Annotated in this window: 22 protein-coding genes; 2 read left to right on the plus strand and 20 right to left on the minus strand. The window is 67.4% G+C overall.

The window, feature by feature from the left end:
- Window positions 1-3: 3 nt before the first annotated feature.
- The 5 genes from AB7P10_RS12615 to AB7P10_RS12635 form a co-directional block, all read right to left on the minus strand.
- Entirely contained in the window at window positions 4-1,155 is a 1,152-nt protein-coding gene (locus AB7P10_RS12615; protein ID WP_428294204.1) for a quaternary amine ABC transporter ATP-binding protein, read from the minus strand.
- On the minus strand, window positions 1,148-2,035 hold the full coding sequence (locus AB7P10_RS12620) for an ABC transporter permease (RefSeq protein WP_428294205.1): 888 nt from the start codon (window positions 2,033-2,035) through the stop codon (window positions 1,148-1,150). Before AB7P10_RS12620 ends, AB7P10_RS12615 begins: the two co-directional genes overlap by 8 nt.
- Window positions 2,032-3,096: an ABC transporter substrate-binding protein gene (locus AB7P10_RS12625; protein ID WP_428294206.1), complete on the minus strand. Its 1,065-nt coding sequence runs from the start codon at window positions 3,094-3,096 to the stop codon at window positions 2,032-2,034. Before AB7P10_RS12625 ends, AB7P10_RS12620 begins: the two co-directional genes overlap by 4 nt.
- A 227-nt stretch (window positions 3,097-3,323) precedes the next feature.
- Window positions 3,324-3,980: a glutathione S-transferase family protein gene (locus AB7P10_RS12630; RefSeq protein ID WP_428294207.1), complete on the minus strand. Its 657-nt coding sequence runs from the start codon at window positions 3,978-3,980 to the stop codon at window positions 3,324-3,326.
- 22 nt (window positions 3,981-4,002) lie between these two features.
- On the minus strand, window positions 4,003-4,749 hold the full coding sequence (locus AB7P10_RS12635; protein ID WP_428294208.1) for an HAD family hydrolase: 747 nt from the start codon (window positions 4,747-4,749) through the stop codon (window positions 4,003-4,005).
- Between the two features lie 19 nt (window positions 4,750-4,768).
- Between AB7P10_RS12635 and hemH the strand changes: the two genes are divergently transcribed.
- Window positions 4,769-5,860, plus strand: a complete 1,092-nt coding sequence (gene hemH / locus AB7P10_RS12640) for a ferrochelatase (protein WP_428294209.1) — start codon at window positions 4,769-4,771, stop codon at window positions 5,858-5,860.
- A gap of 20 nt (window positions 5,861-5,880) precedes the next feature.
- Here the strand turns inward: hemH and AB7P10_RS12645 are convergent, their stop codons facing one another.
- The 4 genes from AB7P10_RS12645 to AB7P10_RS12660 form a co-directional block, all read right to left on the minus strand.
- Window positions 5,881-6,849, minus strand: coding sequence for a succinylglutamate desuccinylase (locus tag AB7P10_RS12645; RefSeq protein ID WP_428294253.1), 969 nt, complete (start codon window positions 6,847-6,849; stop codon window positions 5,881-5,883).
- Window positions 6,849-7,826 (minus strand): Bug family tripartite tricarboxylate transporter substrate binding protein, encoded by a 978-nt coding sequence (locus AB7P10_RS12650; protein ID WP_428294210.1) that lies wholly within the window; start codon window positions 7,824-7,826, stop codon window positions 6,849-6,851. Before AB7P10_RS12650 ends, AB7P10_RS12645 begins: the two co-directional genes overlap by 1 nt.
- Before the next feature lie 89 nt (window positions 7,827-7,915).
- Window positions 7,916-8,812, minus strand: coding sequence for a LysR family transcriptional regulator (locus AB7P10_RS12655; RefSeq protein WP_428294211.1), 897 nt, complete (start codon window positions 8,810-8,812; stop codon window positions 7,916-7,918).
- Window positions 8,785-9,288, minus strand: coding sequence for an AAC(3)-I family aminoglycoside N-acetyltransferase (locus tag AB7P10_RS12660; RefSeq protein ID WP_428294212.1), 504 nt, complete (start codon window positions 9,286-9,288; stop codon window positions 8,785-8,787). The genes AB7P10_RS12655 and AB7P10_RS12660 overlap by 28 nt, the downstream gene beginning before the upstream one ends.
- A gap of 96 nt (window positions 9,289-9,384) precedes the next feature.
- On the opposite strand from AB7P10_RS12660, the gene AB7P10_RS12665 reads away from it, so the two are divergent.
- Complete coding sequence (locus tag AB7P10_RS12665; RefSeq protein WP_428294213.1) at window positions 9,385-9,747, plus strand: DUF2200 domain-containing protein; 363 nt, start codon at window positions 9,385-9,387, stop codon at window positions 9,745-9,747.
- 10 nt (window positions 9,748-9,757) lie between these two features.
- On the opposite strand, the gene AB7P10_RS12670 is transcribed toward AB7P10_RS12665, so the two are convergent.
- The 11 genes from AB7P10_RS12670 to AB7P10_RS12720 all read right to left on the minus strand — a co-directional run bounded on the left by AB7P10_RS12670 (window position 9,758) and on the right by AB7P10_RS12720 (window position 21,522).
- On the minus strand, window positions 9,758-10,624 hold the full coding sequence (locus AB7P10_RS12670) for an alpha/beta fold hydrolase (protein ID WP_428294214.1): 867 nt from the start codon (window positions 10,622-10,624) through the stop codon (window positions 9,758-9,760).
- Entirely contained in the window at window positions 10,621-11,721 is a 1,101-nt protein-coding gene (locus AB7P10_RS12675; protein ID WP_428294215.1) for a branched-chain amino acid ABC transporter permease, read from the minus strand. Before AB7P10_RS12675 ends, AB7P10_RS12670 begins: the two co-directional genes overlap by 4 nt.
- A 13-nt stretch (window positions 11,722-11,734) precedes the next feature.
- Window positions 11,735-12,721, minus strand: a complete 987-nt coding sequence (locus AB7P10_RS12680; protein ID WP_428294216.1) for a branched-chain amino acid ABC transporter permease — start codon at window positions 12,719-12,721, stop codon at window positions 11,735-11,737.
- Window positions 12,718-13,452, minus strand: coding sequence for an ABC transporter ATP-binding protein (locus tag AB7P10_RS12685; RefSeq protein WP_428294217.1), 735 nt, complete (start codon window positions 13,450-13,452; stop codon window positions 12,718-12,720). The genes AB7P10_RS12680 and AB7P10_RS12685 overlap by 4 nt, the downstream gene beginning before the upstream one ends.
- On the minus strand, window positions 13,449-14,210 hold the full coding sequence (locus tag AB7P10_RS12690) for an ABC transporter ATP-binding protein (RefSeq protein WP_428294218.1): 762 nt from the start codon (window positions 14,208-14,210) through the stop codon (window positions 13,449-13,451). Before AB7P10_RS12690 ends, AB7P10_RS12685 begins: the two co-directional genes overlap by 4 nt.
- Window positions 14,211-14,359: 149 nt before the next feature.
- The gene (locus AB7P10_RS12695) at window positions 14,360-15,550 is read right to left on the minus strand and encodes a substrate-binding domain-containing protein (protein WP_428294219.1); all 1,191 of its coding nucleotides are present in this window, start codon (window positions 15,548-15,550) and stop codon (window positions 14,360-14,362) included.
- A 164-nt stretch (window positions 15,551-15,714) separates the two neighbouring features.
- On the minus strand, window positions 15,715-17,202 hold the full coding sequence (locus AB7P10_RS12700) for a sigma-54 interaction domain-containing protein (RefSeq protein ID WP_428294220.1): 1,488 nt from the start codon (window positions 17,200-17,202) through the stop codon (window positions 15,715-15,717).
- 28 nt (window positions 17,203-17,230) lie between these two features.
- A complete protein-coding gene (locus AB7P10_RS12705) occupies window positions 17,231-18,724 on the minus strand; it encodes a tripartite tricarboxylate transporter permease (RefSeq protein WP_428294221.1) in 1,494 nt (497 codons plus the stop codon).
- A gap of 1 nt (window position 18,725) precedes the next feature.
- Complete coding sequence (locus AB7P10_RS12710; protein WP_428294222.1) at window positions 18,726-19,250, minus strand: tripartite tricarboxylate transporter TctB family protein; 525 nt, start codon at window positions 19,248-19,250, stop codon at window positions 18,726-18,728.
- Window positions 19,251-19,429: 179 nt separating this feature from the next.
- The gene (locus AB7P10_RS12715; protein WP_428294223.1) at window positions 19,430-20,389 is read right to left on the minus strand and encodes a Bug family tripartite tricarboxylate transporter substrate binding protein; all 960 of its coding nucleotides are present in this window, start codon (window positions 20,387-20,389) and stop codon (window positions 19,430-19,432) included.
- A 110-nt stretch (window positions 20,390-20,499) separates the two neighbouring features.
- Complete coding sequence (locus AB7P10_RS12720; protein ID WP_428294224.1) at window positions 20,500-21,522, minus strand: porin; 1,023 nt, start codon at window positions 21,520-21,522, stop codon at window positions 20,500-20,502.
- Window positions 21,523-21,530: the final 8 nt, after the last annotated feature.

A 21,530-nucleotide genomic window follows, 5' to 3' on the forward strand; every position in this document is an offset into this window, starting at 1 on the left:
CCCTCAGCTGCCCGTGGCCGGGGCGCCCTGCGCTTCGGGCCGGGGCGGCACCATGGCGCCGATGACGTCGGCCATGGCCAGGGTGCCGAGATGGCGCCCTTTGCCGTTGACCACGTTGGCGATCTCGCAGCCCTCGGCGCTGAGCAGGCGTGCGGCCTCCTCGATCACCAGGCTTGGGTCCACAGCAGGTCCCTGCACCGGCGCGGCGCCACCCTGCATGAGCGTGCGGCAGCGGATCACGCGGCCCCGGTTGACGTCGCGCACGAAGCTCTCGATGTATTCATCGGCCGGCTTGAGGACGATCTGCTGACCGGTGCCCCGTTGCACCACCTCGCCATCGCGCAGGATGGCGATGCGGTCGCCCAGACGCAACGCTTCATCCAGATCGTGCGTGATGAACACGATGGTCTTGCCGATTTCCTGCTGGATGTCCAGCAGCACCGACTGCATGTCGGCGCGGATCAGCGGATCGAGCGCGGAGAAAGCTTCATCCATGAGCAGGATGGGCGCGTCGTTGGTCAATGCGCGCGCCAGCCCCACGCGCTGCTGCATGCCGCCCGAGAGCTGGTTGGGGTAGCTGTCCTCGTAGCCCTTGAGCCCGACGCGATCGATCCAGCGCGCGGCAGCCTCGCGCCGCTTCTTGCCGGGCACGCCCTGCACCTGCAGGCCGTACTCGGTATTCTCCAGCACGGTGAGGTGCGGGAACAGCGCGAACTTCTGGAACACCATGGCGGTTTGCTCGCGCCGGAACCGCAGAAGCTCGCGCGGCCCCATCTTCGCCACATCGAGCTCGCGCCCGTTCACCGGAACCAGCACCTCACCCGCCGTCGGGTCGATCAGGCGGTTGATGTGGCGGATCAGCGTGCTCTTGCCCGAGCCCGACAGGCCCATGACGACCTGGATGCCGCCGGCCGGCATGTCGATGCTGATGTTGCTCAGGCCCAGCACGTGGCCGTGCACGTCGCGCAATTCCTGCTTGCTCATGCCTTGCCGCACCGGTTCGAGGAACTTGCCCGGCGTGGGGCCGAAGATCTTGTAGAGCCGGCGGATGGAAATGCCCACCGTGGCATCCACCCTGGGTGCGGCGGTCGCAGTAACCGCCGCCTCGGAAGCGGTGCGCGCCATCTGGACATCGGTCAGTGCGGCTTCAGCCATGGACCACCTCCAGGTGTTTCTGCAGCCGCTTGCCATAGGCCTGCGACACGCGGTCGAAGATGATGGCGATGCCCACGATGGCCAGCCCGTTGAGCAGGCCCATGGTGAAGTACTGGTTGGTGATGGCGCGCAGCACGGGTTGCCCCAGGCCCTGCACGCCGATCATGGACGCAATGACAACCATGGCCAGCGACAGCATGATCGTCTGGTTGACGCCGGCCATGATGGTGGGCAGCGCCAGCGGCAGCTGCACCTGGCGCATCTTCTGCCAGATCGACGAGCCAAAGGCGTCGGCGGCCTCCAGCAGGTCCTTGTCCACCAGGCGGATGCCCAGGTTGGTGAAGCGGATCACCGGCGGGATCGCGTAGATCACCACCGCGATGACGCCCGGCACGCGGCCGATGCCCAGCAGCATCACCACCGGAATCAGGTAGACGAAGCTGGGCATGGTCTGCATCACGTCCAGCACCGGATTGACCAGCCGTTGCATGCGGTCGGACCGGCTCATCGCGATGCCGATGGGCAGCCCCAGCAGCAGCGCGACCACCGTGCAGACGAAGATCATGGAGATCGTCTTCATGGTGTCGTCCCACATGCCGAAGTAGCCGATCAGCAGCAGCGTGAGCACCGAGCCGGCCACGATCTTCCAGGAGCGCGAGGCCAGCCAGGCCACCAGCGCGATGCCACCGATCACGATCGGCCAGGGCGTCTGGGTCAGCAGACGCTCGGAGAGCAGCAGGAAGTCCCGCAGTGGCTCGAACAGCCTCTCCAGCGTGTCGCCGTGTTCGCGCGTGAATGCGCGAAACGCGCCGTCGACACCCCGGCGCAGGGCACTGAGCTGCTCAGCGCCCAGGGCCGGGAAGGCATCGAGCCAGCTCATGCCGCGTCAAGCGAAGCCTTGACCTTTTCAGCGACCTCTGGCGAGACCCACTCGGTCCAGATTTCGGGTTGCGTCTTGAGGAAGTGGCGCGCGCCATCCTGGCCCGTGGCCTGGCCTTCGCTCATCCACGCCAGCAGGGCGTTGACGGTGTCGTTGCCCCAGGCGCGCTTGTTCAGGTAGTCCACCGCCGGGCCGCCCGCTTTCTGGAAGCGGTCGGTGATGACGGTGTACACGTCGGCCCGGGCCCAGTCGCTCTTGACCGGCTTGTCGCACTCGGTGATCGAGTTGCAGGCTTCCCAGGCTTCCTTGTTGTGCGGCACGCCGGCGTCGAGCTTGACCATGTCGTACTTGCCCAGGATGGACGTGGGCGCCCAGTAGTAACCCAGCCATGCTTCCTTGCGCTCGTAGGCCTTGGCGATCGAACCGTCCAGGCCGGCGGCGGAGCCGGTGTCCAGCAGCACGAAACCCTTGGCCTTGGCGTCCCAGGCCTTGAAGGCGTTGGCCGTGGTGATCTGGCAGTTCCAGCCCGATGGGCAGTTGTGGATGGCGCCCTTGGACTTGTCCTCCGCTGAGGGGAACAGCTCGGGGTGCTTGAGCGCGTCGTCGATGGTCTTGATGTCGGGGTGCGCATCGGCCACGTACTTCGGAATCCACCAGCCCTCGATGCCACCGTCCTTCAGCGCCTCGGCGGCGTAGTGCAGGCGGCCTTCCTTCACCGCCGCGTCCAGCGGCTGGCGCACGGCATTGACCCAGGCTTCGGGTGCCACGTCGGGCTGGCCCTTTTCCATCATGGAGGTGAGCGTGGGCATGGTGTCGCCGGGCACGATTTCGACCTCACAGCCGTAGCCCTTGGACAGGATGATGTTGTCGACGTGGGCCAGCACTTCGGCCGACTGCCAGTTCATGGCAGCGACGGTGACCTTGCCGCATTCGGCAGGGGCTGCGCCCACGGCCGGTGCCGCAGAGGGTGCTTCGGTGGTGGCTTCTTCCTTCTGGCCGCAGGCGGCCAGAAGGGTCACGGCGACCAGGGCGGTCAGGGTGAGGTGGGGGGATGTTTGCATGTCTGCTCCGGGTTCGGGTGGATGGGTCCACCGGCGCGCTGCGCCAACGGATGTGAGGAACACACCCAACGAACTGGAGAGATAGACGAACGCCGCTGCAAACCAATTGACCGGCCGCTCAACCAACAGCCGTTGGGTTGAACTAAGCCCGCAAATATACTTTTTTATCTTATTCGCACGCAAATACTGCGACTTTTCATATAACGATACGAATTGTCACATAGGACTCAATCGGTGCCCGTGGCCTTGACGGCCTGGTGCGCCGGCCGTTCCACGCAGCGCAGGATCCACGCGTGCGTGAGGGGGTGGGCCTCCATGAGGACGCGTGAAGGGCGCGCCCAGTTGAGCACGCTGGCAGCGCAGACATCGGCCACGGTGAAACGTTCGGCGGCCAGAAAGGCCTGCCCACGCGCCTGCTGATCGCGCAGATGACGCTCGATCACACGAAGGGGCACGGCCAGGCGGCGCTCGGCCGCGTCGGCCAGTTCGGGTTTGCGCCGCGCCTCGGGCATCACCATGCGGTGCATCAGCACGGTGAGCGCGTCGGCCTCGGCTTCGTTGACCGCCCAGAAGCTCCAGCGCAGGGCTTCAGCGTCTTCCCGTGGCGTGGCGGGGGTGATGCTTTGCCCGTCCGCCCGACCGTGGTGGCGCGCGATGTACAGCGCACAGGCCATGCTTTCCCACAGCACCACATCGCCGTCGGGCCGCGCATCCACCACGGCTGGCACATGGCCGTTGGGGTTGATCGCGAGGAATTCGGGCGTGCGCGTGCCGCCACCCTGGAAATGCAGCCTGACGTGATGGAAATCCAGGCCGAGTTCGGTGGCGGCCCAGAGCGGGCGCACCGCGCGTGAAGCGGCAATGCCGTAGATGGTGAGACTCATGGAAGCGGAAGGAAAAAAAGCATCAGCCGATCTGGCGGCACAGGGCCAGGAGATCGCTCACGGTGGCGTGCGGTTGCAGCGGCGCATGGTCCCAGGTGTGGCCCGCGCGGTTGAGCCAGGCCACCTGCATGCCCGCGCCGAGTGCGCCCACCACGTCGAGCTGCGCGTCGTCGCCGATGTGCAGCACCTCTGCAGCACCCGCGCCCGCTGCCTGGGCCGCCGCGTGGAAGATGCGCGCATCGGGCTTGCCCACGCCGAACTCGCGCGCGCTCAAGGCGGCCTGGAAGTGCCGGCCCAGGCCGACGCGGTGCACATCGGCGTTGCCGTTGGACAACGCCACCACCGGGTAGCGGGCCGCCAGCCATTCGAGCGCGGGCAGTGCGTCCTCGAACAGCTCCACGCGCTGGCGCTCGGCAAAGAAGATCTCGAACGCTGGCTCGGCCAGCGCCGGATCGTCGCCCGACTGCGTCAGCACCAGACGGATCGACTCCCGGCGCAGGCCGCTCAGGTCGTGCGCGAGATCGGGCCTTGTGTGGTGCATCTGGTTGCGCACCTCGCGCAGCGCGGCCGGGTTGCCCCAGCGCCGCGCCGTGGCCGGCGCGTGCTCGGCCAGCCACGCCGACAGCGCGGCCTCAGCACGCTCGATGGTGGGCCAGATCGGCCAGAGGGTGTCGTCCAGGTCGATGGTGATGGCGCGAATGCGGCTCGCATCCAGCAGCGCCATCGGTTCGGGTGCGGTGCCGTGGCGCACAGGGTCGGGGGTATTCATGTCTGCGGGAGAATAGCGCATGAAATTTCGCCAGGAACCGCACATTCCCCATGGCCAGGCGCCGCGCACGGCCATCGTGCTCTGCAACCTCGGTACCCCCGACGAGCCCACCGCCCCTGCCCTGCGGCGCTACCTGGCGGAGTTCCTGAGCGACCCGCGCGTGGTCGAGATCCCCCGGCTGGCCTGGCTGCCCATCCTGCACGGCATCATCCTGCGCACCCGGCCGGCGAAGTCGGCCGCCAAGTACGCCAGCGTCTGGCTGCCCGAGGGCTCGCCTCTCAAGGTATGGACCGAGCGGCAGGCCACACTGCTGCGCGGCTACCTCGGTGAACGCGGCCACCAGGTCACGGTGCGCTATGCCATGCGCTACGGCAACCCGTCCATCGCGTCGGTGCTCGACGAACTCAAGGCCGAGGGCACCACGCGCGTCCTGGTGCTGCCGGCCTACCCGCAGTACAGCGGCACGACCACCGCAAGCGTGATGGACGCGGTGACCGCCTGGTCGCGACCCGTGCGCCACCTGCCCGAGTTCCGTTTCGTGAACCGCTACCACGACGACCCCGGCTACATCCAGGCGCTGGCCCGGCGCATCCGCGCGCACTGGATGGCATACGGCCAGGGCGAGCACCTGGTGATGAGCTTTCATGGCGTGCCCGAGCGCACGCTGCACCTGGGCGACCCCTACCACTGCGAATGCCACAAGACCGCGCGCCTGCTGGCCCGGGAACTGGGCCTCGCCAAGGACCGCTACACCCTCACCTTCCAGTCGCGCTTTGGCAAGGCGAAGTGGCTGGAGCCGTACACCGAGCCCACGCTGGTCGCCATGGCCGGGAAAGGCCTGAAGAACGTGGACGTCGTCTGCCCCGGCTTCACCAGCGACTGCCTGGAAACGCTGGAGGAGATCAACATGGAAGCGCGCGAAGCCTTCCTGCACGCGGGCGGCCAGCAGTTCCAGTACATCCCCTGCCTCAACGACGCACCCGAGTGGATCCGCGCACTGACCGACATTGCCGAACGGCACCTGCAAGGCTGGCCCACGCAACGGGCGGACGACCCCATGGAACTGCAGGCCAGCCGGGAGCGCGCGCTGGCGCTGGGTGCGAAGTCGTAATCACGACCGGCGCCACCGAGTTACGCAGCGTCGGCCCTGGCGAACCGCACCACCGTCACGCCCGCGCGGGCCTGCCGCAGCGACGGCATGACGAGCACGCAATCGTCGTAGGGCGTGGTGACGATCTCCCCGTCGTTCTCGCCGATGGGGGTGCCCGCACGCGGGATGACCTGCAGGTCGCGGTAGTCGTCGAAAAAGCGGAAGCCACTGCTTCGCGCGGTCACACCACCGCTGACCCGAAGCACGCATGACCCGGCGTCGTCGCCTTGCCGCCAGCCTGGCAGCAGGGCTGTTGCCGCCGCCATGTCCAGCGTGTTCGATTCAAGCAGGAATCGCAGGGACACGTCCCGAGCCACGTCGCGGCTTGAAGGGTCGCCGTGAAAGCCGCATTCCACCAGCAGGGAGCGCACCTCACCGGCCTGGGCATCCGGCAACCCGAAGTGGCCGAAATCGCGCATGCGCGTGCCATCCCGGTGCCCTTCGTCCACCACGATGTGCCTGGGTGCGCCCAACCGACGCGCCAGCGTCAGGTTGCGGGCGTGGGGCCCGGAGAGCATCAGCGGTGCGCCCGGCTCGTGCATGGAATGCAGGTCCAGCAACCAGTGCGCACGCTGAACGAAAGGCAGCAGTTCCGCGACCCTGCGCCGCTCGACGGTGCCACCTTCACCGATCCGGTCGATGCTCCACTGGCGGTTCATGTCTTCGTCCACGAAGCGTGCCGCATCGAAAGCGTCTGGGTCGAAACGGTCAAAGGCCGCCAGGTTGCAGAACGCCAGCGTGAGGCTGCCTCGAAGTGGCCGCGCACCGGCTTCCAGCAAACCCTTGACCGCCCAGGCGCCGCACAGTTCGTTGCCATGGATCAGCGAGGTGATCATCACCCGCAGGCCCGGCTGGCCTGAGTCGAAATGCCAGACGCCTTGAGTGCCCGTGTTGCCCGCGCGCAAGTGGTCGATGTCGGGGCGATCCAGTTCGAACTTCAGCGGGTTCATCATTCCGTGATCTTCGCGAAGTCGACCACCTTCTGGTACTTGGCCGTCTCATCGGCCAGAAAACGCGGCATGTCCACATTCAGCGGTGCAATGGTGGAGCCCGCATCTTCCAGCGTCTTGCGAAACTCGGGCGTCTGCAGGATCTCGTTGAGCGTGGCACGCAGCCTGGCCTGCACCGGCGCGGGCAGCTGGGGTGGCGCCATCAGCGCGAACCACACACCGATGTCCATGTCCTTGAGCTTGGGCGACTCGGCCAGTGCCGGAATGTCGGGCGCGGCGGGCGAGCGTTTTTTCTCCGTCACACCCAGGGCCACCACCTTGCCCGCGCGAATCAGCGGCAGACCGCTGGAGAGCACGAACACCCCATAGTCCATCCGGCCACCCAGCAAGTCGGTGGTGAGCGGCCCGACGCCCCGGTAGGGGATGTGCGTCATGAACAGGCCGCCCTGCTCCTTGACCATTTCCCCGGCCAGATGCAGCGCCGTGCCGATGCCGCTGCTGCCGTAGCTGAAGCGGCCCGGGCTGGCCTTGACCGCGCTCAGGAACTGGCTGGCATCCTTCACCCCCGTGCTGGGGGAGGCGACCAGCACCATGGGCTGCGAGGCCACCAGGCCGATGGGCGTGAAGTCCTTGTAGCTGTACTTCACGGTGGCCGGCGTGATCAGCCGGTTGATCGCGATCTCGTTGTTGGCGCCGACGAACAGCGTGTATCCATCCGGCGCGGCGCGCGAGGCCTTCATGGCCGCAATGGCGCCGCCCGCGCCGCTGGCGTTCTCCACGACGACGGGAACACCCAGCTTCTTGGCCAGCTGATCGGCGACCGCGCGGCCGGTCAGGTCGGTGCTTCCGCCCGGCGGATAGCCAATCAGCACCGTAATGGGCTTGTTCGGGTAAGCCGCTTCCTGGGCCGCGGCGGAACCCGGCCCCATGGACAACAGCAGAAACGGCGCAATGGCCAGGGCAAGTGGTTTTTTCATGGTGTGTCTCCTGTGGAGCCCCGATTCTTGGTTCGGAGGCACACCGCGGTTGTGCCGTTTCGGCACATGGACGTGCCGAAACCTACCGCTCAACCCGGGTCCACCGTCTGCCAGAACGATTCCGCTGCAGGCGAGAGTTTTCGCTTCGCCCGCACCATGCGGATCTCGAAGCCGATCTCCAGGGCCTTGCTGCCCACCGGCGCCAGCTGCTTCGCCTTGCAGGCGCCCGCGGCCAGCGACCACGGCAGCCACGCCACGCCCAGCCCCTTGAGCGCGTACTCCAGCAAGGCGTCGGCCGAATCGCATTCGATCGTCTCCGCGAGCCGCGGCGCTTTCGGGTGGTTGCTCAGATGATCGCGCACCAGCCGCCCCAGGGCCAGGGTGTCGGCATAGGCCAGGTACGGGACGGCCTGGGCGGCGTCGAAGCTGAACGATGCGTGCCCGAGGGCATTGACCTTGCCCACCGGCACCAGGCGGTCGCTCGCCACCCTGCGCTGCAGGTACTGGTGCGAACTCAGCCGCATGGCGATTTGCGGGTGGTGGTAGGTCAGCATGAAATCCGACTCGCCGCGCTCGAAGCGCTGAAGGGTTTCCGCCATCGAACCGGTGCGCACCACCACCCGCACGCCGGCGCGCTGGCGCCGTATTCTGGCGAGCCAGTCGGCCGCCACCGTGCGGGCCAGGGTGCGGCCCGTGGTCAGGGTCACGGTGGCCGCGCGCCCTTCGCCGTCCGCCCCCGCGATCTCGCTCCTCGCCTGCGCCATGGCCGGGACCATCTGCAGCGCGTACCCGAGCAGCTTCTCACCTTGCGCCGTCAAGCGCACGGAAGTCCCGCGCCGCTCGATCAGGGGCGCGCCGGCCCAGGCCTCGAGCGCCTTGATGCGTCGCCCGAACGCCGGGTGGGTCACGTGCCGCTGCTCCGCGGCGCGCGTGAGGCTGCCGGTGTGGGACAGGGCGATCAGGTCTTCAAGCCATTTGGTCTGCATGGCGCCGACTGTAGCGGCACGACGCCGGGATCCAGGTCGAAATGCAGCACGTCCTCGCGCACGCCCAGCTTGCTGTACAGCGCGATCGCCGGGTCGTCCCCGTGATCGGCCTGGACGAAGATCACGTAGGCGCCCCGCTCCCGCGCCACGCGCTGGAGTTCCTCGATCAGCGCGGTGGCGATGCCCTGCCGCCGGTGCGCGGCGTCCACCGCCAGGTCGTAGATGTAGATCTCCGAACGCGCCTGCTCGAACTTGGGCAGCACGTACGCCGCCAGTCCGCCCACCACCTTCTCGCCGGCCAGCGCCGCCACGGCGATGAACGCATCGCCCGCCAGAAGACGCTGCAGCCAGGCGTCGTCGGGCTGGGCTTGCGTGTAGGTGGGCACATCTTCAAACGCCTCGCCAAACATGGCGAGCATGGATCGAAAAGTGCCGACGTCGTGCTGCGTCAGCACTGCAACATGGTGCTTCTTCATGGGGTACTCCGCCTATCAGAATGGGCCATTGTGCCGATGCGCAAGGATCACGCATGATGTGGTCGCGGGCACCGCCTGCAGGAGTGATACCCCACCATGAACACCACCACGACCACCCACCGCGTCTTCAGGATGGCCTTCGCCAAGGTCTATCCCCTGTATGTCCAGAAGGCGCAGCGCAAGGGCCGGACGAAAGAAGAAGTCGATGAAATCATCCGCTGGCTCACCGGCTATGACCAGGCCGGTCTGGAGCGGCAGATCGAACAAGGCCACGACCTTGAAACCTTCTTCGCCCAGGCCCCGGCCATGAACCCGAACACTGCGCTGATCACGGGCGTGGTCTGCAGCGTGCGCGTGGAAGCGGTGGAGGACCCGCTGATGCGCAAGATCCGCTACCTGGACAAGCTGGTGGATGAGCTGGCGAAGGGCAGGAAGATGGAAAAAATCTTGCGGGTGTAGGGACGCCCGCTCAATGCCCCGCCAGAAACCGCTGCACGAGCTCCAGTTGATCCGGCACGTTCAGCGCCGGCGCGTGTCCGCAACCGGCGATGGTCACCACCAGCGCGCGCGGTCCGCGGTCGCGCATGGCTTCTGCGGTGTCGGCCAGCAGCAGGTCGGAGTCCGCGCCGCGCAGGCAGAGCACCGGGATGTCGATGCGGTCGTAGGCCGGCCAGAGGTCGTAGTCTGCCGGGTGGTGGATGAACTGCTGCACCATGGCCGGGTCGTAGTGCGGCGTCACGCGGCCGTCGGGCAGGCGGCGGGTGGAGCTTTCGGTGAACAGGCGCCACTGCGCGTCGCTCAGATAGCCGTAGGGCTTGTAGACGGTGCGGAAGTACTGCTCCAGCTCGCCCACGGTGGCGAAGGCCGGCGGGCTGCCGGCGTAGCTGCGGATGCGTTGCACGGCTGCGTCGGCCAGCTTGGGTCCGATGTCGTTGAGCACCAGGCGCTCGATGCGCCCGTGCAACGGGCCGGCGGCGCACGCCATGCCGATCGCGCCGCCCATGGAAGTGCCGACCCAGTGGAAGCGCTTGAGCGCGAGCTGGTCCACGAGCGATGCGGCGATGCGGCTGTAGAAGTCCAGGCAGTACTCCGCCTCGGGCGCCGGGCTCCACTGGCTCAGGCCGCGGCCGATGGTGTCGGGACAGATCACGCGCCAGCCCAGGGCGCACAGGTGCGCGGCCAGCGGGTCCATGTCGCGGCCGGTGCGCGCCAGGCCGTGCCAGGCCACCACCACGGGCCCGGCAGGCGTCTCGGGCTCCCAGTCCATGAAGTGGATTTCCCGGCCCTCGCAGGCGAGGTAGCGCGAACGGGGTTCGGGCCGCGTGGTCGGATTCATGGGCGACCCCTCAGGCGGGCAAGCACCGCGCGTTCCCGCAGCTTGCCCACGATGCCGGTGGGAAAGTAGTAGACCGAGAGCACGAACAGCAGGCCCAGCCAGAGCAGCCAGCGGTCGGGCGTGAGCAGCGCGGGCAGCAGCGGAATGCCTTCGGCCGCACCGCCCGCCAGGCGCAGCAGGTCCTGCAGGTAGCTCTGCGCGAGCACGAAGATCACGCTGCCGATGAGCGCGCCGTACAGCGTGCCCATGCCGCCGATGACGACGATCAACAGGATGTCGAGCATGATCTCGAACGACAGCGAGGTGTCGGGTCCCTGGTAGCGCAGCCAGAGCGCGAGCAGGCAGCCCGCGAGCGTGGCGAACGCGGCCGAGAGCACGTTGGAGAGCGTGCGGTACACCACCGTGCGGTAGCCCAGGGCCTCGGCGCGGAAGTCGTTCTCGCGGATCGCCTGCAGCACCCGGCCGAAAGGCGAGTTCACGATGCGCAGGATGGTCAGGAAGATCGCCGTGACCGCGACGAAGAGCAGGTAGTAGGTGATGAAGCGGCCGTCCAGGTCCACGTCGCCCAGCGGTGTGACCAGCGGCTCATCGCGCAGGCTGAAGGCGGGTGAGAGCAGTTCGGGCACGGAGAAGCTCAGGCCGTCCTCGCCGCCAGTGAAGTCCGACAGCTGCGACGCCAGCGTGAGGAAGGCCGAGGCCACGGCCAGCGTGATCATGGCGAAGAAGATGGCTTTGACGCGCAGCGAGAACAGACCGATCAGCAGCGAGAGCACGAGCGAGATGGCCAGCGCACAGACCACGCCCAGCGCGATCGCCGACCAGGACGGTTCGTCCACCGCATTGAGCGCGATCGCCACGCCATAGGCGCCGATGCCGAAGAACATGGTGTGCGCGAAGCTCACGATGCCGGTGTAGCCCAGCAGCAGGTCGAAGCTGGCCACCAGTGCCACGAAGATCAGCACCTTGGCCGCGACGTTGAGTGCCTTCACCCCGGGGAACAGGAAGGGCGCGAACGCCAGGCCGAGGAACAGCACGATCAGCACGGCGGCGAGCCAGCGGCTGCGCGGCAGGTCGTTGGAGAGAATGCGGGACATCATGCGGCGCTCCTGTTCAACGGTTGGTCACGGGATAGACGCCCTGGGGCCGCCACAGCAGGATGGCGACCATGAGCGCGATGTTGGAGAACAGCGCGACCTTGGGCACCAGGAAGCCGGTGTAGTTCGCCATCAGCCCCACCAGCAGCGCGCCGATGAGCGCGCCCGTGGTGGAACCCAGGCCGCCGATGATGATGACGATGAAGATCAGCACGTTGACCTGCGCACCCATTTGCGGAATGACCGACTGCTGGTACAGCGCCCACATCACGCCGCCCAGGCCGGCCAGCGCGCTGCCGACCACGAACACCCCGATGAAGAGCTGGCGGATGCGGTAGCCGAGCGACTCGACCATCTCACGGTCCTGTACGCCCGCGCGCACGAGCAGGCCGACCTTGGTGCGGTTGAGCGTCCAGACCATGGCCGCGAACACCGCCGTGCCAACCAGCACCGCCAGCAGGCGGTACTTCTCCACCGCCGCGTCGCCGAAGATGAAGGAGCCGCGCAGCGCCTCGGGCAACGGCAGCGGAATCTGCTCCGGCCCCCACACCACCTTGATCAGCTCCTCGCCGATGATCATGCCGCCCATGGTGATGAGGATCTGCTTGAGATGCATGCCGTACACAGGGCGGATGATCAGGCGCTCGAACACCCAGCCCAGCGCGCCGGCCACCGCCATGGCCACCAGCATGGCCGGCAGCAGTGTCACCAGGTTGAGCCACAGGCTGTCGGCCGTGGTGTAGCTGTTCATGCTGCCCAGCACGGTCGTGGCCACGAAGGCACCGAGCGCGATGAACACGCCGTGGCCGAAGTTGAGCACGTCCATGAGCCCGAACACCAGCGTGAGGCCCGAGGCGATGATGAAGATGATCATGCCCATGGCCAGACCCGCCACGGTGAGCGTGAGCCAGGTGGATGCGCTGCCGGTGAGCGGCAGCGCGATCAGCGCGAGCACGGGCACCAGAGCGAGCGGCTTCCAGTCGAAGTCCTTGAGGGCAATCATTGGTGCGCTCCGAGAGAGAGTCCGAGCAGCTTCGACTGCAGGGTTTCGTTGCTCGCCAGTTCGGCCATCGAACCGCTGTGCACCACGCGCCCGTCGTCCATCACGGCCACGGTGTCGCCGAGCTGGCGCGCGAAGTTGAAGTTCTGCTCGACCAGCAGGATGGTGGTCTTCGCGGCCTTGAGTTCCTTGAAGGCCGCGATCATGTTCTGGATGATCGCGGGCGCCAGGCCCTTGCTGGGCTCGTCGATCAGCAGCAGCTTGCGCGGCTCCACGATCGCGCGCGAGACCGCGAGCATCTGCTTCTGCCCGCCGCTGAGCTTGCCGGCCGGGTGCAGCCAGAACTTCTTCATGGCCGGGAACAGGCCGAAGATCCATTCGAGCCGCGTGGTGTCGATGTCGTCGAGCGTGCGTGCGCCGCGCGCGGCCAGCAGCAGGTTCTCGCGCACCGACAGGTCCGAGAAGATGCCCATGCTCTCGGGCACGTAGGCCACGCCGCTGTGCGCGATGTCGGGCGTGGGGCGCTGCGTGATGTCCGTGCCATCGAGCGTCACCGTGCCCTGGCTGGCGTGCCACAGTCCCATGATGGTGCGCAGCGTGGTCGTCTTGCCCGCGCCGTTGCGGCCCAGCAGCATGGTGAGCTGGCCCTCGGGCACCTGCAGGTCCACGCCATGGAGGATGTGGTACGCGCCGATGTGCGTGTGCACGCCGCTCAAGGTCAGGAGGTCGCTCATGCGCTCACCTCTTCTTCCGGGTTGATGCCCAGGTAGGCCTGCTGCACCACGGGCGAAGCGATCACGGTGGCGGGCTCGCCGTCGGCCACCAGCTCGCCGTTGTGCAGCACGATGATGCGGTCCGAGAGTTCGCGCACCACGTCCATCTTGTGTTCGACCAGCAGGATGGTCTTGCTCTTGTCGTTCTTCAGTTGCCGGATCAGGTTCAGGATCACCGGCACCTCGTCCACGCTCATGCCGGCCGTGGGCTCGTCGAACATGAACACCTGAGGCTCCAGCGCCATCAGGATGGCCACCTCCAGCTTGCGCTGGTCACCGTGCGGCAGGCTCGACGTCAGCGCGTCGCGCTTGTCCGCCAGCGCCACCGTCTCCAGCACGGCGTCGGCGCGCTCCAGCAGGTCGCGCCGGTCGCTCCAGATGCGCCAGAGGTTCAGCCCCGCGCCGGCCCTCGCCTGCACCGCCAGGCGCACGTTCTCCTGCACCGTGAGATTGGGGAACAGGTTGGTGAGCTGAAAGGCCCGGCCCAGCCCGGCCTGTGCACGTGCCGGGGCACCCAGGCCCGAGAGGTCCTGCCCGTTGAGCCGCACGCGCCCTGCGCTGGCCTTGATCTGTCCCGAGATCAGGTTGAAGTAAGTTGTCTTGCCCGCACCGTTGGGGCCGACGATGGCGGTGAGCGTGCCCGGCGCGAACGCGCACGAGACGGCACTCACCGCCACGTGCCCGCCAAAGCGGACCGTGAGATCCTGGGTTTCAAGCATTGAAGAACTCCCCGCCAGAAGCAGCGGTGCATCCGTGAGCCGCAAGTGCGGCGAACTTCCAGAAACGCCGCGGAACCGGCTCCGCCGGGCCGCAGGCGTTGTCCCCCTTTCAGGGGGAAGCCGCATCAGCGGCGCAGGGGGTCAAGCGCTCAGCGCTTGTTGCGAACAGGAACGTCCATCTCTTCCGGCTTGATCTCACGCACCAGCTCCGGCACGCCCCAGGCGAAGGCCGGGTCCACCTTGATCTTGAAGTGGTACATGCTCTGCATGGCCTGGTGGTCTTCCTTGCGGAAGGTCATGGTGCCCTTGGGCGTCTCGAAGCTCATGCCTTCCATGGTCTGGATGAGCTTGTTGGTGTTGGTGTCGCCACCGGTTTTCTTCAGCGCCGTCACCACCGCCATGGCGGCCGAGAAACCGCCGGCGGTGAAGAAGTCCGGCGGCGTCTTGAACTGCGAGTAGTGCTGCGCCACCAGGGCGTCGTTCACCTTGTTCTTCGGGATGCCGAAGTAGTAGTAGGTGGCGCCTTCCATGCCGGGGAAGTTCTTGTAGGCGGCCATGGCGGGCAGGATGTTGCCACCGGTGGCGATCTCGATGCCATAGCGCTTGAGGTCGAGGTCGGCGATCTTGAACGGGTTGCCCGCGCCGGCCCAGATGATCCAGATCACCTTGCGGCCCGGCAGGTCCTTGAGCTTGTCGATCAGGCGCTGCGCACCGGCGGTGAAATCGGTCGTGCTGGTCGGCAGGTACTCCTCGTGCACGATCTTCGCGGTCTTGATCGATTCCTTGAACGCCTTCACACCGTCGCGGCCGAATGCGTAGTCCTGCGCCAGCGTGGCGATGTTCACGCCGGCCTTGTCCAGTGCCACGGCATTGGAGATCGCGTCCTGCGAGCTGTTGCGGCCGGTGCGGAAGATGTACCTGTTCCACTTGTCGCCGGTGATGGAGTCGGCCACGGCGGGCTCGACGAGCAGGATCTTCTTGTACTCGGCCGCCACCGGCAGCATGGCCAGCGCCACGCCCGAGCCCGTCGGGCCGATGGCGATGTCGGCCTTGTCGTCGGCGTAGGCGGCGGCCAGCTGCGCGCGTCCCACGTCGGGCTTGAACTGGCTGTCCTTCTCGATCACCACCAGCTTCTTGCCATTGACCATCATGGTGCCGCCGGTGGCGTAGTCCAGGCCCATCATCAGGCCGGTGTGGGTCTGCTTGGCATAGGCCTCCAGCGGGCCGGTCTTGTCGTACACGTGGGCAATGCGAATTTCGCCCTTGTTCGACTGGGCCATGGCCAGCGGAGCGGCGCAGGCGAGCGCGAGGACCGCGAAGCGGCGGGTGAAGTGGGTCATGTCTTGTCTCCTGGTTGGAACGGTCACAGCGCCATGCGCCGTGGCCTTGCTTTGCAGGCTTCATGCCAGCACTGGAGACCTTTGATATTCAACAGATTTTTCGGCTTCCCGCCATCGAACCGTCCGGATTTCAGACAGTCCGGGCCCAGTCATATGTCCAAAAATCAGACAATCGTCTGAATGTCAGACACATCGCCCCACTGCGCGAGCCGGTCGTACAGGCTGGCGCGCGAGATGCCGAGCAGCCGGGCCGCGGCGGTGCGATTGCCGCCGGTGTGCGCCAGCGCCTCGCGAATGGCCCGCTGCTCCAGCTCGGCAATCTGTTCGGGCAGTGGGCGCAGCCCGTGCGCGCCATCCGGGGTGGGCGAGCGCGGCTGCGCCAGCGGCGCCACGGGCGCCAACGCGCCCAGGCCAGCGGCCTGCAGCACCGCCATCACCTGCGCGGCGGTGATGTGGTGGGAGTCGCTGCGCAGGGCCAGCTGCTCCAGCACGTTGCGCAGTTCGCGGATGTTGCCCCGCCAGCTCTGCGCGGCCAGCAGCGCCTGTGCTTCGGCCGTCAGTTCCAGCTGCGCTCCGCCACCGCGCGCGGCGATGTCCTCGCACAGGGCCTCGATCAGCAGCGCGATGTCGTCGCGCCGCTCGCGCAGGGGCGGCACGCGGATCGGCAACACGTTGAGCCGGTAGTACAGGTCTTCGCGAAAGCTGCCGTCGGCCACCATCTGTTGCAGGTCGCGCGAGGTGGCGGCGACCACGCGCACGTCGAAACGCAGCAGCCGGTTCGAGCCCAGCGGTTCGATTTCGCCTTCCTGCAGGGCGCGCAACAGCTTGACCTGCATCGGCATCGGCATGTCGCCCAGCTCGTCGAGGAACAGCGTGCCGCCATCCGCCAGTTTGAACTTGCCGTCGCGGCCCTTTTTGTCGGCGCCTGTGTAGGCGCCGGGCGCGACGCCGAAGAACTCGGCCTCCAGCAAGGTGTCGGGCACGGCCGCCATGTTCACGCTCACGAAGGCGCGGCCGGCGCGCGGCGAGGCGGCGTGGATGGCGTGCGCCAGCAGCTCCTTGCCGGTCCCGGTTTCGCCCAGCAGCAGCACCGGGCTGGCCGACTGCGCGGCGCGGCGCGCCTGGCGCTTGACCTCCAGCGCCGCGGCGCTGCTGCCGACAAAGCTGGCGAAGGTGTACTTGGTGCGGCGCTGGCTGGCCAGTTCGCGCCGCGCCTCGTTCAAGTCCTGCTCCAGCCGCGCAAACTTGCTGATGAGGGGTTGCAGCGTGGTCTCGGGGTGGTCGAACAGCACGATCCCCAGGACGCCAATGACCTCGCCCGCGCCGTCGCGCAGCGGAATGCGGCTGACCACGAAAGTGCCGGCGCGGTTGGTGAGCAGGTCGATCAGGATCGGCTTGCCCGTGGCCAGCACCTGGTGCATCTGCGTGTTCTGCACCACCCGCGAGACCGGGTGACCGACGAAGTCTTCCTCGCGCTCGAAGCCGAGCGCCGGCAGAAAACGGCGGTACTGGTCGTTGATCCAGACCACGCGCGCGTCGCGGTCGACCAGCATCATGCCTTCGCTGGCGTTGGCGAACAGCTCGAACATCGAGCGCGCGGCCAGTTCGAGGATGCTTTGCGCGTCGCGCGGCAGGCGGCTGTCCCGGGTCATGCCGGGATGGTACCCCCTGCCGGTATCCTCAATCCAGGCGAGTCCGCCTCGCCAGCAGCCTCGGCAGCACCAGCACCGCCAGTACCACGACCAGCAACGCAGCCGACATCGGGCGCTGCAGGAAGACCATGAAGCTGCCCTCGCCGATGGACAGCGCGTTGCGCATCTGCGCCTCGGCCATGGGCCCGAGGATCAGGCCGACGATCACCGGCGCGGTGGGGAAGTCGTAGCGGCGCATCACCACGCCGAGCAGACCCAGACCGTACATCAGGAACAGGTCGAACGCGCTCTGGCGCATGCCGTACACGCCCACGGTGGCGAAGATCAGGATGCCGGCGTAGAGCTGCGGGCGCGGGATCTTCAGCAGCTTGACCCACAGGCCCACCATGGGCAGGTTGAGCACCAGCAGCATCACATTGCCGATGTAGAGCGAGGCGATCAGCGCCCACACCAGGGCGGACGAAGTCTGGAACAGCTGCGGCCCGGCATTGATGCCGTAGTTCTGCAGCGCGCTCAGCAGGATGGCCGCCGTCACCGAGGTGGGAATGCCCAGCGTGAGCAGCGGCACCAGCGTGCCGGTGACCGCCGCGTTGTTGGCCGCCTCGGGACCGGCCACGCCTTCGATGGCGCCGGTGGTACCGAACTCTTTCTTCTCTTCGGGCCCTGCGAGCTTGCGCTCGGTGGCGTAGCTCAGGAAGGTCGGGATCTCGCTGCCACCGGCCGGAATGGTGCCGAAGGGAAAACCAATGGCGGTGCCGCGCAACCAGGCGGGCCAGGAACGGCGCCATTCGCGGCCGGTCATGTGCACCTTGTTCATCCTGTTCATGCTGGTTTCGCTGCGCCCTTCGTACAGCGCGTTGTAGAGCGCCTCGGCCACGGCAAACAGGCCCACGGCGACCAGCACCACCTCGATGCCGTCCATGAACTCCAGCACGCCGGCGGTGTAGCGCACCTGCGCCGTGATCTGGTCGATGCCGATCAGGCCCAGCGCCAGGCCGAAGAACAGCGCGGTGAGGCCGCGCAGCGTGCTCTGGCCGAGCACGGCGCTCACAGTGGTGAAGGCCAGCAGCATCAGGCAGAAGTACTCGGGCGGGCCGAGCTGCACCGCGAATTCCGCGAGGATGGGCGCGAAGAGCGTGACCAGGATGGTGGCGATGCTGCCGGCCACGAAAGAGCCGATGGCCGATGTGGCCAGCGCCGCACCCGCGCGCCCGCTCTTGGCCATCTTGAAGCCCTCGAGCGCGGTCACCATGGTGCCGGTTTCGCCCGGCGTGTTGAGCAGGATGGAGGTGGTCGATCCGCCGTACATCGCACCGTAGTAGATGCCCGCGAAAAAGATCATCGAGGCCGTGGGTTCGACCTGTCCGGTGATGGGCAGCAGCATGGCCACGGTGACGGCCGGGCCCAGGCCGGGCAGCACGCCGATGGCGGTGCCCAGCGCGCAGCCGGCGAAGGCCCAGAGCAGGTTGATCGGAGTGCCGGCGGTGGCGAAGCCGGCGAGCAGCTGGTTGAGGACGTCCATGTCAGATCCAGCCCGTGGCGGTGATGCCGGGCAGGTTCACGGCCAGCAACTGGGTGAAGAGCCAGTACACGGGCGCGGCGATGACGATACCGGTGACCGCGTCCTTCACCGTCTGCCGCAGATCGCCGATGGGCTTGCCTTCGCTGGCGCGCAGGCCCCGCACGGCGAGCACGAAGCACAACGAACAACTCAGGATGAAGCCGATGGTGGTGATCAGCGCGGCATTGAGCAGCACGCCGGCCGAGACCCAGGCCAGCGCGCGCCAGTCGCCGCGCGCCGCGCCCGACGGCTCTTCCATCTGCCGGTAGCCGCCCGTGATCACCTCACGGATCAGCATCACGCCACAGGCGGCCAGCGCCGCGCTCACCACCCAGGGCAGGAAGTTGGGGCCGACACCGGCATAGCCCGCGTCCGAAGGGATGTCCAACGCGCCGACCGCGAGCACGGCGGCCACGATCAACGCGCCGACGCCCATGGCCAGCTGGCCGGGACGGTGATTGGGTGAGGAGGGGGTGTCGTTGTTCATGTCGATGGTCCAGAGCCCAAAGCCAATTCGTCGGTGAGCGCCAGGCAGCGCCAGAGGCAGCGCAAATCAGGGGGCATCAAGGGTCCGGCTCCGCCGGCCCGAGATGCCGTCCCCCTCCCAGCGCCGCAGGCGCGCCAGAGAGGGGGAAGCCGCACAGCGGCGCAGGGGGTGATTCGAGCTCACACCATGCCCGCGCGCACCATGGTCGCGCGCAGCGAGGAGAAGTCCTTGTCCACGAACTCGTCGAACGCCTTGCCGGTCAGCAGCGCAGGCGTCCAGTTGTTCTTGACCAGCGCTTCCTGCCAGGCCTTGCTCTGCGTGGCCTTGACGATGCGTTGCGTCAATTCGTCGCGCTGGGCCTGCGTGATGCCGGCCGCGCCGAACACACCGCGCCAGTTACCGATTTCCACGTCGATGCCCTGCTCCTTCAGCGTCGGCACGTCGATGCCTTTGACGCGCTGACCGGAAGTGACGGCGATGGCGCGCATCTTGCCGCTCTCGATGTATTGCTGGAATTCGCTGTAGCCGCTGCCGCCCACGCTGACGTTGCCGCCCAGGATGGCCGCCGTGGCCTCGCCGCCGCCCCGGAAGGGCACGTAATTGATCTTCGAGGCCGGCACGCCGACGGACTGCGCGATCTGCGCGGCGGCGATGTGCTCGGTGGAGCCGCGCGAGCCGCCGCCCCACTTGACACTGCCCGGATCCTTCTTGAGCTGCTCGACCACATCCTTCATGGTCTTGAAGGGCGAGTCGGCCGGCAGCACGAACACGTTGTATTCGGTGGTCAGGCGAGCGATCGGTGTGAGCTGCGTGATCGACACCGGCGGCTTGCCGGTGATGATGCCGCCCAGCATGACCGCGCCCATGACCATGAGCGCATTCGGGTCGCCCTTGCTGGCGTTGTAGAACTGCGCCAGGCCGATGGCGCCGGCCGCGCCACCCTTGTTCTCGAAGGTGACCGACGAGGCCGTGCCGGCTTCGCGCAGGGCCTCGCCGAGCGCACGGCCGGTGCCGTCCCAGCCACCGCCCGGGTTGGCCGGGATCATCATCTTGATGCTGACGTTGGCCCAGGCGGCGTTGGGCAGGGCACCGGCCGCGGCGAGGGCGGCCAGGGATTTGAGAAAGGTGTCGCGGCGCATGGCTTGTCTCCTTGATATGGGGTGAACCGACTGGCGTATCTTCTGCCCGCTCGCTGTCAGTTCGCTGTCCACTTTCTCGGTGAAAACCCTAGGCCGGCACCCCCTGCCACTCAGAAGCGGTGGCGCAGCCCCACCTGGATGCCGTTGGAACTGCCCCCGGCCACCGGGCCGTTGAACCCGAGCGCGGCCGCGCCGTCGTTCGATACCGCGGTGAGGTGGCTGTAGACCGCCGTGCGCTTGGACAGGCTGTGGCTGGCCTGCAGGGTGAAGATCTTCGCGTCGTCCAGCGCCGCCGAACCGGTCACGTTCTTCGCCTGTGCCGCGCCCACCGACACCGTGGTCTCGCCGAACTTGAACGCGGCGGCCAGGCCGTACACCTTGAGCTTCTCGGCGGCCCTGTCTTCCACGTCGTAATAGGCCGAGAGCTTGAAGCCGCCGAAGTCGTACGCGCCCACGAGCAGCAGCGCGTCCCTGCCCTGCTGGCCGGCCAGCGCGCCATCGGCGTCCTTCACCTGCATCAGCGACAGGCCGGCGGTCAGCGGCCCTTGCGCGTACAGCGCATGCGCGCTCACCTGCTTGCCGAAGTCCGGGCTCGGGTTGGTGCTGGCGCGCTCCTCACCCAGGCTGTACTGCAGCTGGAAGACGGTGTGGGCGACCGTGGGAGAGACGTAGGTGATCGCGTTGTCCACGCGGTTGTAGTCGCCGTTGCCGATGATGGGCACCACGCTCAGCACGTCGTAGGTCTTGGTGCCGATCACCCCGGCGATGTCGTCCATGGGCGAGTACTGGCGGCCCAGGCGCAGCGCACCCCAGCCACCGGCCAGCCCCACGTAGCCCTGGCGCCCGAACAGGCGACCGCCCTGCCCCAGCGTGCCCGCGTCGGCATTGAAGCCGGACTCCAGCAGGAACACGGCCTTGAGGCCGCCGCCCAGGTCTTCCGTGCCGCGCAGGCCCCAGCGCGAACCTTGCTGCTGGCCGGAGGACACGCGGGTGAGCGAGGTCGCACCCTTGATGCGTTCGACGGCAACATCGACCACACCGTAGAGGGTGACGGAGGACTGCGCGCTGGCCAGGCCGCTGGCCAGCCCGAAAGCCGCGAGGGCCATGGCACTTCTTTTCAGTTTGAGTTTCATGTTCACTT

The sequence above is a fragment of the Hydrogenophaga sp. genome, assembly GCF_050182545.1.
Classification (GTDB): Bacteria; Pseudomonadota; Gammaproteobacteria; order Burkholderiales; family Burkholderiaceae_C; genus Hydrogenophaga.